Source organism: Mycobacterium sp. MS1601 (assembly GCF_001984215.1).
Classification (GTDB): domain Bacteria; phylum Actinomycetota; class Actinomycetes; order Mycobacteriales; family Mycobacteriaceae; genus Mycobacterium.
Genome location: NZ_CP019420.1, coordinates 5,761,372 through 5,783,692, shown reverse-complemented (window position 1 = coordinate 5,783,692; position 22,321 = coordinate 5,761,372). Strand labels below are relative to the sequence as shown.

Annotated in this window: 2 protein-coding genes; both read right to left on the bottom strand. The window is 67.9% G+C overall.

The genetic code is table 11. The annotated features are described in order from the left end of the window. Positions 1 to 14 precede the first annotated feature (14 nt). Positions 15 to 22,199, bottom strand: a complete 22,185-nt coding sequence (locus BVC93_RS27630; RefSeq protein WP_236950150.1) for a non-ribosomal peptide synthetase — start codon at positions 22,197 to 22,199, stop codon at positions 15 to 17. Further along, positions 22,169 to 22,321, bottom strand: a complete 153-nt coding sequence (locus BVC93_RS34225) for a hypothetical protein (protein WP_236950149.1) — start codon at positions 22,319 to 22,321, stop codon at positions 22,169 to 22,171. Before BVC93_RS34225 ends, BVC93_RS27630 begins: the two co-directional genes overlap by 31 nt.

Here is a 22,321-nt window from a genome sequence, read left to right as displayed (position 1 = left end):
AGTAGTCGATATGCTCATGTGAGCTCCTCGGCGATCACCGGGCCCAGCTGTTCCAGGATGGCCGCGTCCAGCAGCTCGGAGTGTCCGCACTCCAGTGGCAGCACCCGCACCCGGCCGGTCAGATGCTGGGCCCATCCGTGTGAGGCGACTCCGTGGAGGTCCAGCTCCATCACGGTGGCGTCGACGAAGAAGACGTCACCGCTGTAGGTTCTGTAGTCGGCTGCGGCCGTGAGCCGCTCGGCTGCGACGTAGTTCTGGATCACCAGCGCTATCTGATCGTCGTCCAGAAAGCCGATCGCATCATCGCTGTCGCGCACCAACCGCACCGCCTCTGCCACCGACAGCCGGGTACCTGCGGCCACCCGGAACCCCATCTCGCGCATCAGCCCGGCCAGCACTTGCTCGGGATCGAACTCCGTCTCGGGGGCCACGTCGGTGCGGGCATCCAGCATGCCGACCCAGCTGACATCGCGCCCGCGTGCCACGAGTTCGGCGGCGATCAACACCGCCAGCGCGCCGCCGAACGACCAGCCCAGCAGCCGGATGGGTCCTGTGGGGCTGATCAGGTGCACGGTGTCGGCGTACTGGGCGGCCAGTTCGTCGATGCTGTCCGGCAGTGCTGTGCCGGAGAACAGCGGCGACTGCAGTCCGTACAGCGGGATGGACTGCGGCAGATGCCGTTTGAGGCCGGAGAACTGCCAGCTCAATCCGCTGGCCGGGTGCACGCAGAACAGTGGTGGCGCTGAACCTCCGGTGCGCAGCGGCAGCACCGGTGCCAGACTGTCGGCCTCCGATCCGGCGCCGGCCAGCCTTGCCTCGACGGCGCGGACAGTGGCGGCCATCATCAACTCACCCACCGAGATCTCGGCGCCGAACTCACGGCGCAGGGCCGCGGCCAGGCGAACCAACAGCAGAGAGTGCCCACCGAGGGTGAAGAAGTCGTCGTCCAGACCAACCCAGTCGACCCCGAGGATCTTTGCGAACACCGCGGACAATCGCTGTTGCCGGTGGGTGCCCGCGACGGAGTCGGCGCGCTGCGGCCGCGGCGGCGGCAGCGCCTTGCGATCCAGCTTTCCGTTGGGAGTCAGCGGGAACTGCGCCACCTCGACGTACGCCGAAGGTGCCATGTGGCCGGGAAGTGACGCAGTGGCGTGAACGCGCAATTCCTGGGGGCTGCAGTGGATTCCGGTTGTGGTGTAGTACGCCACGAGCCGGTCGTCGCGCACCGTCACCCGCGCCGACGCGACACCGGCGTGAGTACCCAGCACGGCCTCGATCTCGCCCGGCTCGATCCGCACCCCGCGCAGTTTGATCTGGTCGTCGGAGCGCCCCAGGTACTCCAACTGCGCGTCGTTGCGCCACCGCACCACGTCACCTGTGCGGTACAGCCGGGACCCGCTGCCGAATGGATCAGCCACAAACCGCTGGGCGGTCAACGCATTCTGGTTCAGGTACCCGTCGGCCAGCTGCACACCCGCGAGGTACAGCTCACCCGTTGTCCCGGGCGGAACCGGCTCAAGGTAGCGGTCCAGCACGTGCGCTCGGACGTTCCAGCCCGGCCTCCCGAGCGCCACCGGGCCACCGTCGGCGGTCCAGCCCAGTACGTCCACCGACGCCTCGGTGGGGCCGTAGAGGTTGTGCAGCGCCACCTCGTCACCGAACACCGCGGTGAACCGGCGCGCCAGCTCGTCGGAGAGTGCTTCACCGCCCACCGTCACCCGGGTCAGTGACGCGCACCTGCCGACGTCGAGGTCGTCGAGGAACAGCTCCAGCATCGACGGCACGAAGTCGACGGCCGTGACCTGTTGATCGGCAATGACATCGGCCAGATAACGCGGGTCACGGTGGCCACCGGGTTGTGCCACCACCAGCGTGGCGCCCGCGCTCAGCGGCCAGAACACCTCCCACACCGAGGTGTCGAACCCGATGGGCGTCTTCATCAGCATCCGATCCTCACCGGACAACGGGTAGGCGTGCTGCAACCAGGCGATCCGATTGGTGATGCCGGCATGCGGCACCGCCACGCCTTTCGGTTTGCCGGTGGAGCCGGAGGTGTAGAGGACATACGCCCACGACGACGGGTCCACCACTCGTTCCGGCCGGCGATGGGGGTCGGCCCGCGCCGCCCGAACCTGCGCGGTGTCGTCGACCACCATCGCAGGACGTGCGTCGTCGATCATGTGGCGCAACCGTTCCGGTGGATACTCCGGGTCCAGCGGCAGGAACGCCGCGCCGGTCTTGGCCACCGCGAGCAGTGCCACCACCAGCTCCAGTGAGCGAGGCAGCGCCACCCCGATCACAGCGTGGTCTCCGGCGTCGAGCAGGCGTGCCGCCAGTTGATCCGACCACCGGTCGAGTTCGGTGTAGTCGAGCTGTTCCCCGTCGAAGATCACCGCCGTGGCCGCCGGCCTCGATTGCGCCTGCCTGTGCACCGCCGCCGCCAGATCCGCCGGAGGAACGGGATGGCTGGTGTTGTTGTAATCGACTGTCACGGTGCGTAATTCGTCATCCAACAGCACGTCCACGGTGCTGACCCGTCGTGTCGTAGCGCGTACCACCTGGTCCAGCACGGACACCAACCGACCTGCCAGCGTCCGCACACTGGCCTCGTCGAACAGGTCGGAGCTGTATTCGGCCATCACCGTCGCCCCGGCGGGACCGTCGACCAGCGTGAAACCGAGGTCGAACATCGCGGCGGTGACCGCAGGCTCCTGCCACGTCGTGTCCAGGCCGAACAGTGCGGTGTCCTGACCGGTGTCGCGGTGATAGCCGACGAACACGTTGAACAGTGGATTGCGGCCGGCGACGCGTGGCGGGTTCAGTGCTTCCACCAGATGCTCGAACGGCACCTCCTGATGCGCGAACGCCGCCAGGTCGGCCTCGCGCACACGGGACAGCAGATCCTCGATGGTCGGGTTGCCGGACACGTCGCACCGCAGCACCACGGTGTTGACGAACAGTCCGATCACCTCGTCCAGGGCCGACTCGGACCGTCCGGCCACCGGCGTCCCCACCACGATGTCCTCACCCGCGCCCAGCCGGTGCAACAGCAGCGCTACCGCTGCGTGCAGCACCATGAGCGGACTCAGTTGCCGCGCTACGGCCAGGGTGCGGACTCCGGTGGCAGTGGCCTCCGATAGGTCGACGTGGACGGTGCCACCGGATCCGCTGGGCAGTGCCGGACGGTCCCGGTCGGTCGGCAGCGCCAGTTCGTCGGGAGCATCGGCCAAAGTGTCACGCCAGAACCCCATCTGGTTGTGCGTGGACATGTCGCGTAGCCACAGCGAGTAATCGGCGTACTGCACGCGCAGCGGCGGCAGTTGCGGGTCCGCTCCGGCGGCCCTGCTTCGGTAGGCGCGGTCCAGGTCGGCCAGGAGTGGGGTGTCCGACCATTCGTCGGTGGTGATGTGGTGCAGCAGGATCACGACCGTGTGGTCATCGGGCCCGGCTTCCAGAACCTCGACCCGAATCGGGATTTCGGTTGCCAGGTCGAACCGGTGGGCCACCGCTGCGCTCACTTGCTGCGCCACCAGCTCCGCGTCACAGGCCTGCACCCGGAACGGCGGCCGGGTGCCCGGGGGAAGGATCCGCTGCAGCAAGGTCTCGTCCTCGTCGGCGAACACGGTGCGCAACACCTCGTGTCGATCGACCACGTCGCCCACCGCAGCCCGGAATGCCTCCAGGTCCAGATGCCCCCGCACCCTGAACACCAGCGGATAGTTGTACGCGGCGCCGGTGCCGCCGATCCGGTCCAGGACCAACATCCGTGCCTGCGCGGGCGAGACCGGGATCTGCGCAGGACGCGGTCCCGCGACCAACGGCAGGCGACGCGTTGCGCTCGACCGTTGCGATACCAGCGCAGCCAGCTCGGCCGGCGTCGGCGCGTCAAACACCTCCGGCAGGGTGAGCTCCGCCCCGGAGGCGGCGCGGATCCCGTTGATCAGCCGGATGGTCAGCAGCGAGTGCCCGCCCAGTTCGAAGAAATCGTCCTCGGCGCCCACTGTCTTGACTCCGAGGAGATCGCAGAACAGTCCGCACACCATTTCCTCGTGCGCAGATGCCGGTGACCGGGTGTCCCTGCTGGACGGTTGGACGTCGGGCAGCGCCCGGACGTCGAGTTTGCCGTTGGCAGTCAGGGGAAGCGCGTCCACCACGCCGATGGCCGAGGGCACCATGTAGCCGGGTAGATGTCTCTTCGCGTGGTTGCGGACGTCGGCGACGAGGTCGGCGGTGCACTGGGCGGCAGGCACCACATAGGCGATCAGGCGGGTCGGGTCCGGTCGCGCTATCACCGCAGCGCTGGCGACTCCGGGGTGTGCGGTCAACACCGTTTGCACGTCCCCTGGTTCCACCCGGTAGCCACGGATCTTCACCTGGTCGTCGGTGCGGCCCAGGAAGTCGATGTTCCCGTCTGCCCTGCGGCACACCAGATCGCCGGTGCGGTACATGCGGCCGCCGGAGATCGGGTTGGCCACGAACCTGCCCGCCGTCAATGCCGGTTGCCGCAGGTAGCCACGGGCCAGCCCGGCCCCGGCAATGTACAACTCGCCCGGGACACCGTCGGGCACCTGGCGCAGCCAGCTGTCCAGGATCAGCGCCGTGGTGTTCCAGATGGGTTGTCCGACAGTCGGAGTTGCACTGTCATCGGTGCCACCACCCAGGGTGTTGATCGTGTATTCGGTAGGACCGTAGAGGTTGTAGCCGTAACTGGTGTCGCTGCTGCGCAGCCGATCCCACACTGACGTCGACACCGCCTCGCCGCCCAGCAGTACCAGCACCGGCGGATGACCGTCGGCGTCCAGCAGGCCCTGTTCGATCAGCAGCGCCGCGTAACTGGGGGTGACGTTGATGACGTCTATCTCGTGCTCATGGCAGTACTTCACCAGCGCGGTGGCATCACGGCGCAGATTCTCGTCGCAGATGTGGACCTCATGTCCCTCGATGAGCCACAGCAGTTCCTCCCATGACATGTCGAAGGAGAACGAGACGGTGTGGGCGATCCGCAGCCGGCGCCCGCCCGCCTTGGTGATGGCGGGGACGAAGATCGCCTCGCGGTGGTTGAGGTGCATGTTGGTCAGACCGCGGTGACCGGTGACCACACCTTTGGGGGTGCCGGTGGACCCCGAGGTGTAGATGACGTAGGCGGGGTCGTCGAGTTCGGGGGACCGGCCATCCCAGGTGAGGTGCCCCTCCAGGCCTGGGAGGTCGTCCACGGACACCACCGCGCATCCGGTGGGAACCAGTCCATCCAGTCGGGCGCCGACCTGCGCAGTGGTCAACACGTAGGTCGGACGAGCGTCGGCGAGCATCACCGCCAGCCGCTCGTCGGGGTAGTCGAGTTCCAGCGGCAGATATGCCGCACCTGCCCGCAACACCGCAAACAGCGCCACCACGGCGGTGATCGACCGTGGGATCGCCAGGCCCACAGTGGTATCCACGCCGACACCGCGATCACGCAGAATCCAGGCCAGCTGATCGACTCGACGTTGCAGTTCGGCGTAGTCGACGCTGTCTTGCCCGCACACCAGTGCGGGCAGGTCTGCCGACAGCCCGACCTGCGCCTCCAACAGATCGGTCACCGTGGCCTGCGGCAGCGGGTGCTCGGCGGACTGCGCAAGTGCAACCAGTTCGGCACGCTCTCGCGGCAGCACCATGGGTACCGCGGCCAGTGCGGTGTCATGGTGGGCCAGATGGAGCAACACCTGCTGGAGTCGATCCAGGAGCCGCTGCGCGTGGGCTTGGGCCACCACGTCGGGCCGATACTCCAGTTTCACCCACAGCCGTCGCCCGGGTGATGCCACCCAGGTCAGTGGATAGTGTGACGCGTCCACGGAATCGTGGCCGACGATGCCGTGTTCGGCCTCCATGTCCGTGAAAGTGTCGTCGTCCAAAAAGTTCTGCAGCACATACAGGCTGTCGAACAGCGGCCGGTTGTCACTGCCCGCCGCCCGTTGGATCTCACCGAGCCCCAGGTATTCATGGTCCATCAAAGCCGGCCGGTCGGACTGGAGATCGCGCATGACGTCGGCGGTGGTGCGGTCCGCGGACAACCGCAATCTGGTGGGCACCGTGTTGAGGAAAAGCCCGATGACGCTGTCGATCCCGTCCACCTCGGTGGGACGACCGGCCACGGTTGATCCGAAAACGACATCGTCGCTGCCTGATTCGTACCCGAGCACCAGGGCCAACGCAGTGCCGATGACGGCGTTGAGGGTGACCCCGACCGAGCGGGCCCGCTGTGTCAGTAGCCGGGTTTCGGTGTCGCCGAGGATGAACTCCAGACGTGACGCCAGGGTGGGTGCACTGCCCACAGCCTCGGGGATCAGCAGGGTTGGTGCGCTGAGCCCATCCAGGCGGGCAGCCCACATCCGTGCCGACTCGGCGCGGTCCCGGCCGGCCAGCCAGCGCAAGTAGTCGGTGAATCCGGCTGTGGGAGTGGGCAGCTCGCAAACAGTGCCGGCCTTGGCCGCGGTGTAGTCGGCAAACAGCTCCCGCAACAGTTGCTCCCGCGACCAGCCGTCCAGCAACAGGAAGTGGTAGCTGAAGATCAGCCGGTCACCCCGACCGGTACGCAGCACCGTGAACCGGGCCAGCGGTGGCCGGGCCAGGTCGAAGGTGCGCAATCTGTCATCGCCGGTGTGCTGGAGCACGGCATGTTCCAGCTCGTCGCCCTCGAGGTCGCAGAGATCCACCACCTGCGGGGTGCACACCGGATCGGCCGTGACCACAGCCAGTGGATACGGCAGATCATCGGCATGGAAGCCGCAGCGCAGCACTGGGTTTCGACGCATGACGGAACGGAAGGCGGTGCTCAGGGCTGTGACGTCCACAGGGTCGGCGAAGTCGAACACATTCTGCACCACGTACACCGCGGCATCGGCGTACCGGGCCTGGAAGTACACCCCCTCCTGCAGCGGCGACAACGGCCAGATGTCCTCGGCGCCGTCGGCTACCGCACAGATGCCGTCGATCTGCGCCTGGGTCAGCGACACCAGCGGCAGATCCGACGGCGTGAGCACCTTTCCGTCGGCATTCGACACCTCACCCAGCTCGATCAGCGCCTGGACCCACGCGTCCGCCAGGTCGGCGACATCCGCGTCGTCGAGCTGGCCGTCGACGTAGGTGAACGTGGCGCGCAGCCGCGGCCCGGCAACGGAGTCCTCGGTGTGGGCATTGATCTCGAGCACATACGGTGTGCCCAGATCCGGGTCCGGCGCCACTCGCAGCGCGGCACTTTCAGGAGCTGTGTGCCAGTCGGCGTCGGCGTCACTCGTCGAGCGGCCCAGGTAGTTGAACAACAGCTGTGGTGGCGCGAACCGGCCGAGGGCGGCGGCAGTGCGGGGGTTGTTGTACCGCAACTGTCCGAAACCGAGCCCGCCATCGGGCATCTGGCGCAACGACTCCTTCACCGTGTTCAGTGCGGTCTGCCCCACGCAGCCGGCGTCGGCGGGCAGGCGAACCGGTGTTATGGCCGTGAACCAGCCCACGGTGCGAGACAGGTCCATCTCGGTCCAGCCGTCGCGACCGTGTCGCTCGACATCGAGCACCAGGGGAGCGGCCGTGACACCGCGACTGTCCCGCCACCGCTGCACCGCCAGCATCACCGCCGTCACCAGGGTTTCGGTGACATCGGCGGTCAGCAGCGCCACGGTCTGCGCTGTGGTGAGCGTGACCTCGTGATCGCGGGTGTCGCCCACGGTCAGCCCGGTGGCAGAGGCTCCCTCGACCAGTTCACCACCGGGTGCCAGTGTTGCTGTCCAGCGCTCGAATTCGGCCAGGCGGGCCGCCTGCAGGGCATTCTCATTGACCATCCTGGCGTAGTGACGCAGTGAGGTCGGCACCGGATCGAGCGCCGGTGGCCGCCCTGCCGCGATGTCGGCGTAGGCCTGTGCCAGATCGTCGACGAGGATCTGCCACGACACCGCGTCGACAGCCAGATGGTGCACCACCAACAGCAGCCGGCCACGCAGTTGCGGCCCGCGGTCGAACCACACCGCCTGCAGCATCGGCCCGGCCTCCGGGTCCAGTCGTGTCGCCGCCTCGTCGGACTGTATCGCGATGAGCTCGCGCAACTCGTCGTCGTCACAGTGCCGAGCATCCAGCTGTAGCAGTGAAACAGAGTCGCTTCCCGTGATCTCCAGTGACCACAACATCGGCACCGGTCGCTGCAGGCGCAGACGCAGGGCGTCGTGGCGTCGGGTCAGTGCCGTCAACGCCGCGTCGAGATGTGCTCCGACGGCTCCTGCCGGGGTGAGCAGCAGTTCGGTCTGGTTGAACCGGTCGATCGTGCCGCCGAGTTCGGCCAGGCGCGCCACGATCGGCGTCAGCATCACCTCGCCGTTGTCTTGGCCGGCGTCGGTGTCGGGGTGGTCGGCAGCGGCGGCGGTGGCGGCCAACGCGGCGGGGGTGCGGTGGGTGAACACGTCCTGCGGGGTCATCCGCAGGCCCAGTCGCCGCGCCCGGTTCACCAACTGGATCGCGACGATGCTGTCGCCTCCGGCGCCGAAGAAGTCATCCGAGACGTTCACCTCGGTGCGCAGGATCTCCGTGCACAACTGCGCGATCTGTGCTGCGACGCCGCCGGCAACCGGCTCGGCATTCGCCGGTCGGTCAGCAGGATCGGGGAGTGCGCCGCGATCCAGCTTGCCGTTGACCGTCAGCGGCAGCCGCTCCAGCACCACCAGAGCCGACGGCACCATGTAGCCGGGCAGGTGCTGCTCCAGCTCGGCACGCACGCTCGAGGTGTCAAGCCGATCGCCGACCAGGTACCCGACCAGCCTGGTGCGCCCCGAATCATCCTGGCGCACCGCGGCAGCGGCATTCACAACGCCGGGAACGGCAGCCAGGGCGGATTCGACGTCGCCCAGTTCGATGCGGTAGCCCCGCACCTTCACCTGCTGATCGGTTCGCCCGACGTAAACGAGTTCACCGGTGTCCGTCCACATCGCGGCGTCGCCGCTGCGGTAGAGCAGCTGACCGGCGTGGAACGGGTCGGCGACAAAACGCGTTGCGGTCAGGGCGGGCTTGTCCAGGTAACCGCGTGCGAGTTGACCACCGGCAACGTAGATCTCACCGACCACACCGGCCGGTACGGGCTGCAGCGCATCGTCGAGGACGTGGATCTGCAGGCCGGGCAGGGGCCGCCCGATCACGCTGGCGGAGTTGCGGGTGTCCTCGGGCAGCAGTGCCCGCAGCGACACGTGGACGCAGGTTTCGGTGATGCCGTACATGTTGACCAGCTGCGGTGATTGTGCGTCGTGTCGCTGATACCACCGGGCCAAGCGGGTGGTGTCCAGGGCTTCCCCGCCGAACACCACATACCGCAGTGCCAAAGAGGGTCGAAGTTGTCGGTCGGCGTCGATCAGGGGATAGAACGCCGAGGGCGTCTGGTTCAGCACCGTTACGCGTTCACGCTCCAGCAGTTCGAGGAACTGTTCGGGATCCCGTGCCACGGTGTCCTGCACCACGACAAGGCGCCCGCCGTGTAGCAGCGCCCCCCACAGTTCCCAGACGGAGAAGTCGAAGGCCGCCGAATGGAACATCGTCCACACGTCGTCGGGACCGATGTCGAACAGCGGCCCTTCGGTGACGCGGAACAGGGCGGCAACGTCGCGGTGGGTGACGGTGACGCCCTTGGGCGCACCCGTTGAACCGGAGGTGTAGATGACGTAGGCGCTGTGGTCGGGATGCAGTTGCGGTTCCGGTGAGGATGCCGTCGGTGTGTTCAACTCCGCCAGCACCAGCATCGGCGTTCCGGCAGGGGCGGCGTCGTCGAGGCGGTCCGGCCGGTCCACCAGGGCACAGACGGGGCGTGCATCGGTGAGAATATGCCGCAGCCGTGCTGTCGGAGAGGCGGTGTCGACGGGCACGTAGGTGCCGCCGGCCTTGATCACCGCAATGATGGCCACGATGAGATCAACCGAACGTGGCAGCGCCACCGCCACCCGGGCTTCGGGGCGCACTCCACGCTCCACCAGGCCCGCGGCGACGGCGGATGCCCGCTGGTCAAGGGCCGCATAGGTCAACTCGGTGTCGCCGCAGCGCAGCGCCACGGAATTCGGGTGCAGGCCAACCACTTCGGCGAAGCTATCGGCAATGGTCCGGTGCGGCCCGGGCAGCGACACCGCGTCCGACTCCATCTCCCGCTCGGGTGCGGTGCGCACCTCGAGACGGCCGACCGGAAGGTCGGGCCGCTCGGCGAAAGCGCTCAGTACCAGCTCCACCCGCTCGGCGAACACGCCTGCCTGCGTCTGGGACGACCGGGAGGTGTCGTACTTGATCTCGATGGTCAGTTGCTCGTCGAGGTAGGCGACAAGAGACACCGGGTAGTGCGGGGCATCTGAGCCGGTGAACCCGCGGTAGGTCAGGCTGTCGGGGTCCTCGGCTGGTGTACTGACGGACGGGAAGTTCTCGACCACCACCATGGTGTCGAACAGATCCCGCACCCCGCTGAGGCGAGCCAGCTCGGCCAGTCCCACGTGCTGGGCGTCGAGCAACGCGGTCTGCCGCTCCTGCAGGTCGGCCAGCACCGACACGACAGTGCAGTCCTGTTCCCAGCGCATCGGCACCGCGATGGTGTTGATCAGCAGTCCGACAATGGATTCGGTGCCTTCCAACCGGCCGCCGCGGCCGGACACGGTTGATCCGAACATCACGTCGCGTCGGCCCAGCAGCCGACCGAGCACCAGCCCCCAGGCGCCGTGCACCACGGTGCTCAAGGTCAGACCGTTCTCACGCGCAACGCGGGTGAGGGCAGAGGTGACGGTGGGGGACAGGTGGCGCACGCTGCTGCGGTGCTCCCCGACGGTGGTTGTGTCGGTCGGCAGCAGGGTGCACGCCCTGGCACCTGCCAGCGCCTCCGACCAGACCCGCCGGGCAGTGTCGCGGTCCGCGCCGACCACCGACTCGATGTGATCGCGCAACGTCACCGGCAAGGGCCGCAGGCCCGCACTGCCGCGTACCACGCTGTTGTAGTGCGTCACGATGTCGCTGAAGATCACCGGGTAGGACCAGCCGTCGGCGACGATGTGATGCATGGTCTGGATCAGGCGGTGCTCATCGGGCGCGACGGTCACCAGCGCATAGCGCACCAGAGGTGGCCGGGCAAGATCGAAGGGACGGTTGAGCTGTTGCTGCGCAACGGTGTGCAGTTCACCGTCGAGGACGTCGAATTCCAGCGCAGGCTCCGACCAGATCACCTGGGCCAAACCGCCGTCGTGGCGCTCCCGGAATCCGGCACGCAGACCTTGGTGCCTGCGCAGCACCGCCAGGATGCTGTCGCGCAGCACCTGAGGCTGAACCGGTCCGCACAGCTCGGCGATCTGCTGCACCCGGTAGGTGTCTTCGTCTTCCCCGGTGGCCAGCACGTTGTGGAAGTACATGCCCTCCTGTAGCGGAAGCAGCGGCAGCACCTCCTCGACGCCACCGTCACGTTCCCACTCGTCGAGATCGGCCTGAGTCAGGTGCAGCAGCGGGAAATCGGCGGGGGTGTGACCACGCAGTGCGTCACAGCGCGTCAGGGCGGTCAACGCCTCGACCCACAGCACCGCCAGTGACTCGACGTCTGCTGCGTCGAACAGACCCGACGGCCAGGCCAGTGTCGCACTCAGCGTGGTCTCGTTGGCAGTGTCCTCGGCCAGAGCGTTGATCTCCAGTGCAACAGCAGGATTGGCCGGGTCGACCCCTTCCCGCAGGGCGCCGACTCCAGCCACCGGCTGCCAGGGCCGTCCGCTGCCGCCGGCGAACCTCCCCAGGTAGTTGAACAGGATCTGTGGTGCCGGGCCGCGGACAGCCGCCGGGTCTCTCAGGTACCGCAGCACCCCGTAGCCCAGCCCCGCGTTCGGTATCGCCCGCAACTGTTCCTTGACCGCTTTGGCCGAGGTCGCCAATTGTTCGCCAGCGGCCAGCACCTCGGACCAGGTCAGTTGCCCGGGTTCCAGCCGTACCGGGTAGATGGCCGTGAACCAGCCGACGGTGCGGGACAGGTCCAGTTCCTCGGATTCGCGACCGTGGCCTTCCAGGTTCAGCAGTGCAGTCCGTGCCTCGTGGCCGCGGTCTGCGCGCCACTGGGCCAGTGCCAGCGAGAACGCCGTCAGCAGAACGTCGTTGACCCCGCCGTGCATGGCGGCGGGCACAGCGGACAGCAGCGCGGAACTGACATCGGCGGGCAGAGTGACCCGGTGTGAACGCACGGTGGCCGCGGTGTCCGTGTCGGGATCCAACGGTCGCCGCCCCAGGTCGGGGTCCTCGGTGTCCAGAACACCGTTCCAGTAGTCGGCTTCACCACTGAAGTCCTTCTGCACCAGGGTGTTCGCCCAGGTCCGGAACGACGTCGGCACATCGTCGAGGCGCGCGTCGCCCCCGCTGGTCACTGCATCCCAGGCGCGGGCCAGATCCTCGCCGATGATCCGCCACGACACCCCGTCGACCACCAGGTGGTGGATCACCAGCAGCAGCCGGAAGTTCTCGGGGTCCCAGACCGCTCTCATCATCACGCCGGCGTCCGGGGCCAGGTCGGCCGCCGCCGAACCGGTGGCGGCATCGATGGTGTGCTCGTCCAGAACTCCGCGGGTGACCTCGACAGTGCCGGCCATGCTTTCGGGCACCACCAGAGTCCAGGTGTCGTCACGGCGGTCCAGCTTCGCCCGCAGCATGGCGTGCGTGGCGATCACGGCACCCAGCACCACATCCAAGTGGGCGGCGGTGAGGTCGGGCGGGGTGGCCAACACCATCGACTGGTAGAAGTTGTCCAGCGGGGTCCCGGCGGCAACCGTCTCCGCCAGCATCGGGGTGGCGGTGATCTCGCCGACCCCACTGTCGGCGAAGACCTGTGGCATGTCCTCCAGCGCGGCCGCCGCGGCCAACGCCGCAATGGTTCTGCGGCGGAACACGTCGCGCGGAGTGAGTTGCAGACCAGCTTTGCGGGCCCGCCCACACACCGCGATCGACGAGATGCTGTCACCGCCGAGGGTGAAGAAGTCATCGTCGACGCCGATGTCGGTGACACCCAGCACGGAGGCCACCACCTCCAGCAGGATCTGCTCCGCGGGGGTTCGCGGTGCACGAGCCGTGCCTCGACTGGCGGCCACCGGTTCCGGAAGTGCCGCGACATCCAGCTTGCCGTTGACGGTCAAGGGCAGCGTCGACACCACAGCGAACCGGGTGGGCACCATGTAGCTGGGCAACATCGCTGCCAGATGGTCACGCAGCCGCATCACGAACTCGCCGCCGTCGGCGGGCAGCGTCTGCGGAATCACGTAGGCGACCAGAGTTTTCGACGGCGGAGTGGAGTCGACACTGCGGACTACCACGGCGCACCGGGCCACCCCGGGCGCGGTCTCGAGCACGGCGGCCACCTCACCGGGCTCCACCCGGTAACCGCGGATCTTCACCTGATCGTCGGCGCGGCCCAGGAAATCCAGATGCCCGTCGCCGCGCCGGCGGACCAGATCTCCCGTGCGGTACATTCGGCCGCCGGCGACAAACGGGTCGGCGACCATGGTTGCCGCAGTCTGCCCGGTGCGTCGGTGGTAACCGCGGGCCAGCCCGCTGCCGGCGATGTACAACTCGCCGGCCGAGCCGTCGGGCGCAGGGCGCAATGCCGAGTCCAGGATGTACGCCCGGGTGTTCCAGATGGGTTGTCCGACAGTCGGTGTCACGCTGTCATCGGTGCCGCCGCCGAGGGTGTTGATGGTGTACTCGGTGGGCCCGTACAGGTTGTACGCCGCCGACGACGGGTGTTCGCGCAGGGTACTCCAGACGTGGTCTCCCACTGCCTCACCTCCGAGCAGCACCAGCACCGGTGCGTGCCCGTCCAGCAGTCCGGCATCCAGGAGGTGGTGGGCGTAGGTCGGCGTCACGTTCACCACGTCGACGCGGTGGCGGTCGCAGTAGTTCACCAGGGCGGGGGCGTCGCGGCGTAGGTCCTCATCACAGATGTGCACGCAGTGGCCGGCGACCAGCCAGAAGAGTTCTTCCCAGGACATGTCGAACGAGAAGGACACGGTGTGCGCGACGGTGACCTGCCGCCCCCCGGCGCGTTGCACCGTCGGAGCGAAGATGGTGTCGAGGTGATTGAAGTACATGTTCGTCAGACCGGCGTACGGGGTCAGCACACCCTTCGGGCGGCCGGTGGAGCCGGAGGTGTAGATGAGGTAGGCCGGGTTCTGCAGGTCCACGCCGCCCTCGGCGAACGGTGCATCAGAGGACGCTCTGAGCTGCTCTGCGGTGGCGGGGTCGTCGAGTGCGATCACGTCGATGCCCGAACCTGCTGCACGGCAAGCCAATTCGGTGCCGGCAGAGCTGGTCACCAACAGCGTGGGGCGGGCGTCGTCGACGATGGCCCGTAACCGTTCGCTCGGCAGGTCGAGTTCCAGGGGAAGGTAGGCGGCGCCGGCGCGAAGGACGGCGAACAGAGCCACCACCATGTCGACCGATCGTGGCAAGGCCAACGCGACGAAGGACTCCGCGGTGGCACCGCGGGCCTGCAGGAGGCGGGCGAACCGGGTCACCCGGGCATCGAAGTCGCCGTAGCTCAGTTGGTGGTCACCGAACACCAACGCCGTGTCGTCCGGTCGTCGCTGCGCCTGGCGGGCCAACAACTCGGCGATGGTGACAGCTTCCACCGGCCTGGCCGTCGAGGACCAGCGGGCTTCCAGTTCCTTCCTACGCTGCGTTTCCACCAGAGGCAGGGCACCGGCGGCGCTGTGCGGATCACGGGCCACCGCGGCGAGGACGGCGAGCAACTGGTCGACCATCTCGCGGGCTCGGGCGTCACCGATCACCCGGTACTCGAGTTTCACGCTCAGCGCGCGCCCCGGCGTCAGCACCCAGGTCAAAGGGAAGTGGGTGGTGTCGTGATAGTCCACACCCACGATCCCGTAGTCGGCTTCCAGATCGGCGAATGTGTCGTCGTCGAGGAAGTTCTGCAGGACCAGCAACGTGTCGAACAGTTCGCGTCCGGTTTCACCTGCGGCGCGCTGGATCTGCCCCAGGCCGAGATGATCGTGGCGCAGCATCGCGAGCCGTTGGTCGTGGACGGTCCGCATGGTCGACGCCGCGGTGTCGGCGGCGCGCAGGCGGACGCGGACCGGGACGGTGTTCAGGAACAGGCCGATGGTCTCGTCGATGCCCACCAGATCGCCGGGCCGGCCCGCGACCGTGGCGCCCAGCAGAACGTCGGTGGTACCGGCGTGGTAGCCGGTCACCGCGGCCACAGCGGTGGTCACCACCGCGTTGAGTGTCACGCCCAACTGCTGGGCCAGGGCGTTGAGCTGGCTCGTGACGTCGGGTGGCACTGTCGCGACGATGCGTCCGGGTTCGGTGTCGGGGGCGGCGTCGGGATGCCCGGGCTCCACACCGCTGGCCAGTGTCGGCTCCTCGCACCCGGACAGCAGTGCGCGCCAGGCGGACTCGGCGCCGCTGGTGGCCTCTCCGCCCTCGGCCAACCGGTCCAGGTACTGCACCACCAGCTCACTGTGGGGTGGCACCGCCCCGGAGGTGCCTGCAGAACCGTATAGCGCGAACAACTCCCGCAGCACCAGCTCACGGGACCAACCGTCGAACAGCAGGAAGTGATAGGTGACCAACAGGCGATCGCGCCCGCCCGGCATGCGGATGACGGTGAGCCGTAGCAGCGGCGGGCGCCGCAGATCGAAGGGCGCCGTGCGGTCGGTGTCCACGACCGCACGGGCAGTTTCGGGGTCCCCGTCACGGATGTCGACAACCTGGATGTCGGGGTGCTCGACTCGGCGGATCACCTGTGCCAGCGCGGTGGTGTCACCGTCGTCGATGCTGTGGAAGCCGGCCCGTAACTGCGGATGGCGCCGCAGCAAAGCGTCGAAGGCGATCCGCATGGTGGGGATGCTGATCGGTCGGTCGAAGTCGAAGATGTTCTGCGCGAGGTAGGTTCCGGCGCCGTCGGACAGGGTGCTCTGGTAGTAGACCCCCTGCTGCAGAGGCGACATCGCCCAGATGTCCTCCACGTCTGGTTCCTCCGCCAGCCGGTAGGTGGCAGCGGGGGACAGGGGCGAGGTCCCGAATCGGGGGATCGGTGCGGCGGCGGTGACGGAGTCCACAGTTGCAGCGGTGGACAGGCCGAAGGCGTCTCGGTGCCGGAACACGTCCTCGGTGGTGACGCGTAAACCTGCCCGGGCCAGCCGGCTGGTGAGCCGGATGGCGGAGATGCTGTCACCACCGGCGGCGAAGAAGTCGGCGTCGGCCGACATCGTGGGTCGGCCCAGTACGTCGGCCATGGTGGTCACGATCAGCCGCTGCACCTCGTTTTCAGGTGCTACTGCGGTGGTCGTGGTGTCCTGTCGCACGGAGGCGCGCAGTGCCGCACTGTCCTTTTTTCCGTTGGGCAGCAACGGAATCGCGTCGATCATCTGGATGGTTGCCGGCACCAGATGGCGGGGGAGCCGTGCAACAAGCATGGCGCGAAGCGCTGCGGTGTCGGCGCAGTCGCCGGTGACGAATGCAGCGAGGCCCGACCCGGCGCTCACCACGGCAGCCGCATGGACACCGTTGTGCTCGAGCAGCGCGCTTTCCACCTCGCCGGGTTCCACCCGGTGGCCGTTGATCGTCAGTTGATCATCGGCGCGGCCTGCGAAGACCACGCTGCCGTCGGGCAGGCGGGCACCGAGGTCGCCCGTGCGGTACAGCCGGCCTCCGCCCGCGGCCGCGACGAAACGTGTTGCGGTGGCGGCCGGGGCGTTGAGGTAGCCGCGGGCCAGTTGGCAACCGGAGACGTAGATCTCGCCGATCACACCGTCGGGAAGTGTTCGCAGAGTCCGGTCGAGGATGTGCACACCTGCACCGGGAACCGGTGCGCCCAAGATGATCTCGCCCGATGACTGCACCGCGGTGAGAACGTCCCCGGTCACCTCGGAGGAGCCGTAGGAGTTCACCACCGCGGCCTGCGGGCAGGTGCGTGCGAGCTGCGCCAGTTGCGTGGTGCGCAGATCCTCACCGCTGACGATCCAGCGGTTCAGTGACCCGAAGTGGTCAGGGTGCTCCTCGACCAGCATGGCTGCCAGCGACGGCACTGCCAGCAGTTGTGTCACCCCGTGCTCGCGTACCAATCCGGCCAGCTGCGCGCCGTCGCGGGCCGCGGAGTCGTCGGCCAGGATGGTGCATGCCCCGGACACCAACCCGGCCAACAGCTCGGTGGTGCCGTCGATGAAGGACAGCGAACTCTTGGCCAGCCGGGTTGCGGCGGGCCATCGGTCGCGGGCCCAGGACAGGCGGTTGGCCAGCGCACCATGGGTTCCCACCACGGCTTTGGGCGCACCCGTCGAGCCGGACGTGAAGAGCACGGACGCCGCATCCAGCGGCGCTACGTCGACCGACGGCCAGGCGGGGCGTTCCGGAGTTTCGGCGTTGACGTCGACCACCTGTGACCCCGCAGGGACAGCGAGACCGGTGGTTCCGTCCACCAGCACCACCGCGGGACGCGCGTGGCTGAGCATGAACTCCAGCCGTGCCGGCGGGTACGACAGATCCAGCGGGAGGTAGGCCGCGCCGGCGGCCAGCGTCGCCCAGATCGATGCCACGGCATCCGCTCCGCGGGGCAGCGCCAGCGCGACGATGTCACCGTGCCGGACCCCGAAGGCCGCCAGTTGCGCCGAGAGTGCGCGGGCCCTCGCCTCGAGACCGGCGAAGCTGACGTGGGTATCACCGACCACCAGTGCGGTGAGGTCGTGATGGGTGTCGGCGGCACCGCGCAGCAGTTCGGTCACGGTGCCCGTCGAGGCGGCGGGAGAGAGTTGTTCGGGTGCACGCACTTCGATGCGGCCGCAAGGAGTCGACGGGTCCTGCACCATGGCCGCCAGTACCTCCAGGAAGGTGGCGGTCACCGCATCGGCGAACGTGTCGCTGGCCTGGCTGCGGTCATTGGTGACAGTGACGCTGACCGTGTCGTGAACGGCGATCATGACGGTCAGGGGGTAGTGCGGGGCTTCGATGACGTCGATGTCGCCGAAGGTGATCTCGCCGCCGCGACCGGCCTGCGACCCCAGGTTCTCGATCACCATCAGCGAATCGAACAGCTGGTCGCCACCGACGATCTCGCGGGCGTCGACCAGCGGCAGATGATGGTGTTCCATCACTGCTGACTCCCGTGCCGCCAGTTCCCTGGCCACCTGCGCCGCGGTGTGGTCAGCCGACCACTGCACCCGCACCGGAATGGTGTTGACCAGCAGACCCACCATCGATTCGATCCCGGCGACGTCGGCGTCGCGGCCGGACACCACGGTGCCGAAGAGCACGTCGCCGCAACCGGCGAGGCGCCCGAGTGTCACACCCCATGCGGCGTGCAGCAGGGTGCTGACTGTGACCGACATCCGAGAGGCCGCCTGGGCCAGCGTGTTCCGAGACCCGGCATCGGTGCGGCGAGTGCCGTACCCGGAGCTCTTGCGGCCGCCGTCGACCGACGAGACCAGAGTCGGTTCGCCCACCCCCGCCAGCATGTGTGTCCAGGCGGCACGGTCAGCGTCGTGCTCCTGGCCCCGGCTCCGCTGCCAGTCCACGAATCTGTCGAATTGTGCGGCCGGACTGTCGAAATCGTCGCCGGCGTACGCCGTGAGCAGATCGTCGAGCACCACCGGGACCGACCAGCCGTCGGCCACGATGTGATGCACCGTCTGGATCATGGTGTGCAGGTTGTCGGTACGGCGCACCAAGGTGTAGCGGGTCAGCGGTGGGGCAGCCAGATCGAACCGGCGTTCGCGTTCGTATCGGGCGCGCTGAGCCACCACGGTGTCCGGGTCGGCGTGCCCTCGGGCGTCCACCACGTCGAAGTCCGGTGCCACCGCGCCTGCGTACACCGCCACCGGCGTGCCGTCGCCGATGGTGGTGAAGGCCGCGGTCAGCGCGTTGTGGCGACGGGCGACGGTCTCGGTGGCCCGTTGGAACAGATCGTGGTCCAGGGGACCGGTGATGTTGATGATCTGCTGCACCACATAGGGGTCATGGTGACGGTTGAAGGTGGAGTGGAAGTAGATGCCGGTCTGTGTCGAGGTCAACGGCACCACATCCCGCAGACCTGGGTAGCGGCGCTCGAGTTCGAGGGTGTCGGCGGGGGAGAGCGCTACGCCCGCGAAGTCGCTGGGGCTGTGGCCGGCGACGTCCTCGGAGGTGGCGATGGTGGTCAGTGTCTGCGCCCACAGGTCGGCCAGTCGGGCGACGTCGGCGTCGGCCACTGCACCGGCAGGCCAGCTGAACGTCGCTCGCAGGAGCGTGTCGGAGCCGCAGGACACCGCTTCGGCGTTGACCTCCAACAGCCGCGGCAACGGCATGGCTGGATCGCGGTCTTCCAGGACGGCATGGGTGTCATCGGCGACACCCCAGTCCCGCGGGGAGGTGTCGAATCGGCCGAGGTAGTTGAACAGTACCTGCGGCGCTGAATTCAACGGAGCCCCAAGCAGATACCTCAGCGCACCGTAGCTGAGCCCGTGCGACGGGACCGCGCGCAGCTGATCCTTGATGGAGCGCACCGCCGCACCCAGTTCGGGACCGCCCGAAGATGCTGCACGCCAATCGAAGTCGCGATCACGCAGCGCTACCGGGTACAACGTGGTGAACCAGCCGACGGTACCGGAGAGATCCACGTCGCCGACGTATTGGGGTTCGCGGCCGTGGCCCTCCATCTCGATCAGCAGCGCATCAGGGTCGAGGTCGTGGGGGTTGATGTCGTCGGGGTATGAGTCACGGCGCCATTGCCGCAGCGCCAGATACAGCGCCGCCACCATGGCATCGTTGACGTGGCCGTGGATCTGTTGCGGCACCCGGGTCAGCACGGCCTCGCTGACCTGCGGCGGCAGTTCGACGGTACAGCGGTGTTCCGTGGACACGGTGTCGAGAGCCGGATCCAGTGGTCGGTTCCCCCACGGTGTCTCGGTCACCGCGCACGTGTGTTCCCAGTAGGTCAGGTCGGCGTCGAACTGCCCGCTCTCGGTCGCCGCTGTGAGCCCGGCTGCCCAGGCGCGCCACGACGTCTCCTCGGCAGGCAGGACGCCATGGTGGGCGGCGGCGATGTCGTCGGCCAGAATTCGGAGAGAGACCCCGTCGACGACGACGTGATGGGCGATCACAAGCAGACGGCCCTGTCCCGAAGGCACTCGTACCCAGGCGAATCCGATCATGATCCCCGCCGCGGGATCCAACAGTGAGACCAGGTCGTCTCGTAGTTCACCTATCGCGGAGGCCATGTCCCGGTCGCTGATGGTGACGGTGGTCAAGGCGAGCGGTGGTGGCGCGGGTGCGATGGTCAGTGTCGCAGCGTCGGCGCCGGTGGCCGCCCACAGCACCGGATGCCGGGAGACGGCCGCCGACAGCGTGGAGCGCAACACCTCTTCGGTCAGGTCGGCGGGCGTGCGCAGCACGATGCCCTGGAAGAAGCCGTCCAGCGCCGAACCGGTCGGCGCGGTGTCGATCTCGGCGAGCCAACGCAGAATCGGGGTGGCCACGGCGGTGCCGGTGGCGCCGATGGTCGGCGGTGCCGACGCTTCGGTCTGTACCAGCAGCGGAGCCAATGCCGCCGCGGTGCGGTGGGTGAACATGTCCCGCGGGCGCAACGACAACCCCTGAGCGCGCAGCTTGCTCACCACTTTGATGGCGACGATGCTGTCACCGCCGGCGTGGAAGAAGTCGGTGTCCACACCGATCGCGTCCAGGTCCAGCGCCTCGGCGAAAGCCGTGCACAGCAGTGTCTCCCGCGGGGTTCGCGGCGCGGTGATGGTCGCGGTGTCGGCAATCTGCGGTGCGGGCAGTGCGCGCCGGTCGGTTTTGCCGTTGGGCGTCAGCGGTACCGTCTCGAGTGCGACGAACCACGTGGGCACCATGTAGTCGGGCAGCCTGGAGTGTGCCCAGTGGCTGATCTGAGTGTGCAGGGCGGCAGCATCGGTGTGGCCGTCGTGGGTGACCAGGTATCCGACCAGGTTGTCGCGGTGGACGTCGACGACGGCCTGCCGGATCGCCGGGTGTTCGGCGAGCTGGGATTCGATCTCCTCCAGTTCGATGCGCCGGCCTCGGATCTTGACCTGGTTGTCCGCACGGCCCAGGAATTCCAGTGTCCCGCTGTCGGTCCAGCGCGCCAGATCGCCGGTGCGGTACATACGTGCACCGTGGGGGTCGAAGGGGTTGGCCACGAACCGCGATGCGGTCAGCGCTGCGGCATTGACGTATCCGCGACCCAACAGAAAACCGGCAGCGTAGAGTTCGCCGCCGACGCCAGGTGGCACCGGCTGCATGCTGTCGTCGAGGACGTAGAGCTGGGTGTGCGGGTTGGGTCTGCCGATCGACGTGGCGATGCGTTCGGCGTTGTCCCGGTAGATCACATGCGACACCCCGATGGTCGCTTCGGCCGGACCGTATCCGTGATAGAGCGTGGTGGTCAGTTGGCGGCGAAAGCGGGCGAACAGACCGGGGGTGAGCACCTCACCGCCGCACCAGACGTGCCGCAGCGACTCCAGCGCACTGGGCGCCCCCTGGTCGGTGACCGCACGGTCCAGCTCGAGGAGGGTGTCCAGCATCGACGACACCAGATAGACGAAGGTCACCCGCTGGGCGTGGATCAGCTCGAGCAGGTAGTCGGGATCCTTCTCGCCACCGGGGTCGGCCACCACCACCCGCCCGCCCGCGATGAGAGGCAACAGGATCTCGTTGACCGAGATATCAAAGGACAGTGGTGCTTTGAACAGCGCGGCGTCGTCGCCGCCGAACATCAGGATCTGATCACGCTGCCAGAGCAGCCGTTCGGCGATGGCTTCGTGGCGGATCATCGCGCCTTTGGGCTTCCCGGTGGAACCGGAGGTGAAGATGACGTACGCCAACTGGGCGGGCTGGATCTCCGCGGTCCGCGTGGGCCCGTCGTCGAACGCCCACCGGTCCAGGTCCACCACCACGGTGGGAACATCCCACTCGGTGTCGTCGCCGCGGGACACCAACGCAGCCACCGCGCCCGAGTCGGCCAGCACCTGGTTGCGGCGGTGCATTGGCCAGCTGGGGTCCAACGGCACGAACGCGGCGCCGGCGACCATCGCGGCAAGCACACACACCACCATCTCCGCAGAGCGGGGGACCCCGACGGCGATCACGGCCTCGGGCCGCGGATCGAGGGCCTGTAATGCGTGAGCCAATGTCGACACCCGCTGTGCCAGCTCGCGGTAGGTCAGGCTGCGGGTGCCGTGGACCACCGCCACCGATTCGGGGTGGCGACACACTGGGCCGCGAACAACTCGGGGACAGTCGAAGTGGACTCCGGCGTCGAGTGGTTGTTCCATTCCTCCAGCAGTTCGGCGATGTCCAGCGGGTTCGCGGTCAC